The 2,563-nt window shown below is 64.8% G+C and carries 3 protein-coding genes; all 3 read right to left on the bottom strand.

Annotated elements, in window-relative coordinates:
• A partial coding sequence (locus tag AHiyo1_RS22995) for an AAA family ATPase (protein WP_059390147.1) occupies nt 1-1,010 on the bottom strand: 1,010 nt, incomplete at its 3' end.
• A gap of 90 nt (nt 1,011-1,100) precedes the next feature.
• A complete protein-coding gene (locus AHiyo1_RS22990) occupies nt 1,101-2,126 on the bottom strand; it encodes a hypothetical protein (protein WP_059390146.1) in 1,026 nt (341 codons plus the stop codon).
• A 128-nt stretch (nt 2,127-2,254) separates the two neighbouring features.
• On the bottom strand, nt 2,255-2,563 hold a 309-nt coding region (locus AHiyo1_RS25190), incomplete at its 5' end, for a hypothetical protein (RefSeq protein ID WP_216363311.1).

The following is a 2,563-nucleotide window of genomic DNA, read 5'->3' as shown; positions in this document are numbered from 1 at the left end:
AGCCCGGCGATCATTGCGGCGAGATCGGTGATCGACTGCGCCGCCTTCAGGTCGGCGTAGCAGTTCGGCTTCGGCACGACGACCTGGTTGGACGTGTGCTGTCCGGAGCCGGACGCCAGATCCTCGGCGATGGCCGCGACGATCTGCACGGCGAACGGGGTGTTGCCGACATGCGACTCGACGACCTCGTTCAGCACCGTGGTCTCGCGATCGCCGATCGTGGTCGGCATGGCGAGGTAGCGGGCCAGCTGGTCGCGCTCGGCGCGGTTGAGCCAGCGCGACAGGTTGTCGATGGTTCGCGGGGTGGTGAGCTGGTTCATCTCCTCACCGGAATCGAACAGCTCGGCGAACGAGGCGGTGGCGTTGTCGTCGTCATCGTCCGCGCCATCGGCAGCGACGATGCCGGAGATCGACTTCTGGAAGACCATCGCCGGGAACTGCGTGAGGACTTTCTTCACCCACGGGTTCATGTCGTCACCCAGGATGGAGATGAGCGTGGCCGCCTCGGGCTCGACCCGATAGATCGAGAATCGCGAGAGGCTTGCCTCGTCCAGGGTGGTGACGTTGCCCTTGTCGTTTCCGGCGACGAGGATGCGAAGGTTGTCGGGGAGGTCCTCGCGGCCGAGCCGGCGCATGGTGATCATCGTGAGGATGCCTGATGTGACATCCGCGGTCGTGCGGTTGATCTCATCGCAGAAGAGAATCGGCCACTCGCGCGGGTTCTGCTTCGCGTAGTCGATCGCCTGCTGGACAACGTCGTGCGGGTAGAAGACCTGCTTGTGGCTCTCGGTGCCGTCAGGCTTGGTGTAGGGCACCAGGCGCGCGCCGGTGAGGTCTTCCTTCGCGGCCATCTGGTTCACCGCGAGGGTGAAGGCCTTGGTGTTCATCGAGTAGGCGAGCGACTCGACCCAGGAGGACTTGCCAATGCCGGGCTCGCCCATGAGGGCGGGGACGATGCTCATCTCGAGGTCCTGGCGGACGATTTCGGACAGGGTGTCATTGAAACGCATGGTTGGGTCCTTGTGTTTGGGCGAGAATGCGACTGGAAAGGTGGTGCGGTGTTGTATTCAGGTCGAGGACCTGAGAGGCAGCACGAAGGGTCACTTCGCGTGCTGGCTGGCGACCATCGCCGCGGCGCGATCGAGCAGGAAGGGGCGGTTGTTCCGGCGTTCGTTGTGTTTCGGGCGATGGGGCAGCTCTTCGACAGCGGCCTGGTAGAGCAGCCAGGCGCGATCGTTCTGCGAATACCCGGTCTGTCCGGAGAACTGGATGAGCGGGCTGAGCATCTCCCGGTACAGCGTGCCGAGAACGGAGAACTCCCATCGCGAATAGTCGCCGTGGAAATCATCGAGCGTTTTGAGGCGGCGCTGTGCCCTGAGCCGGGCCTTGGCGATGATGGTGCTGGCGTGCGGGATCTCGGGGATCTCGACTGAGGTGCGGACGGCTGCCACCTGGGCACTGGCCTTCGCCTTTTCCGCCAATGAGGCGTAGAGGTCAGCCACCGACGCGAACTCGGGTTCGATCACGGCGGTGCTTCGTGCGTGTGCAAGGACGTCGGCCGCGACCGGGCGGCGCGTGAACGTGCACCAATGGTCGATCAGGATTTCGTACCAGCCGTGCTCTTCCTGGAGCTTGCGCTTGCCGGCCCCGATCGGGAAGGCGCTGAAGTTGGCGGGCAGTGGCGCGACGAAGTGGTAGCCCAATCCGGACATGGACTCCTCGGTGTAGAGGATTCCCGGCAAGGCGAGCAGCTGCTGCGCTATTTCCGGTGGGCAGGTCTTCTCGATGTCGATGACGATGAGGCCGTTGGTCGCAGCGCGCAGGTAGAACGCGCAGTTCGCCGCCGCCGGAAGTCGTGTGCTGAGTTCGTCCAGGGTGAGGAGGCACTGTTCGTCGATCGCCCAGGCACCGCGAAGCGGGCCGACGTGGCGGCAGCCGGGGTTGCACCCCTCAAGGAGGTGACGGATGTCGATCGGAGCCTTCCGCGTCGGCTCCTTCTCAGGGTCGTCGGAGTTGATTTCACCGATCTGGCCGGAGACCGTCCAGCGGGATGTTGTAGCCAATGAGCGGATCGCCGGGTTGTGGTAGAAGTCGGGGAAGTACCCCCGGGGGTCAGCGAAGGTCATCGGCGGCCTTTGTGGTCGGGAACGATCGGGAAAGAGGACGACCCCGACCAGGCACCTGTTGCGGGTCGCGTGAAACGCGATGTCTGCATGGTCAGATGTCCGATCGGGGTCATGGTGAATTGCCGCTCTCAGCCGCGGTACGTAATACCGGCGGGCTCGGCTTCCTGGCCGTTATCTGCCCAGGGGTTGCCCGGCGCGGGTGCACCGATTGCGGAGCCGGCGTCCTTGAGTTCCGCGTTTTCACGGATCAGACGGGCGATCATCTCCTCCTGCGTCTCGGTGTGCTGCGCGGGAGCCTGCGCGACCGGCTGAGCCTGAGGTGCAGCCGTAGCAGGAGCCGCAGTAGCGACAGGCTGCGCCTGAACCTGCACAGGCTGAGCAGCCTGCACCGGGTCGCGGCGGGAGCCGGGAAGCGGAAGCCGTTCGTCGTCGACGAC

This window comes from Arthrobacter sp. Hiyo1 (assembly GCF_001263615.2).
Lineage (GTDB): Bacteria > Actinomycetota > Actinomycetes > Actinomycetales > Micrococcaceae > Arthrobacter.
This window is presented reverse-complemented; position numbering and strand designations above follow the sequence as displayed.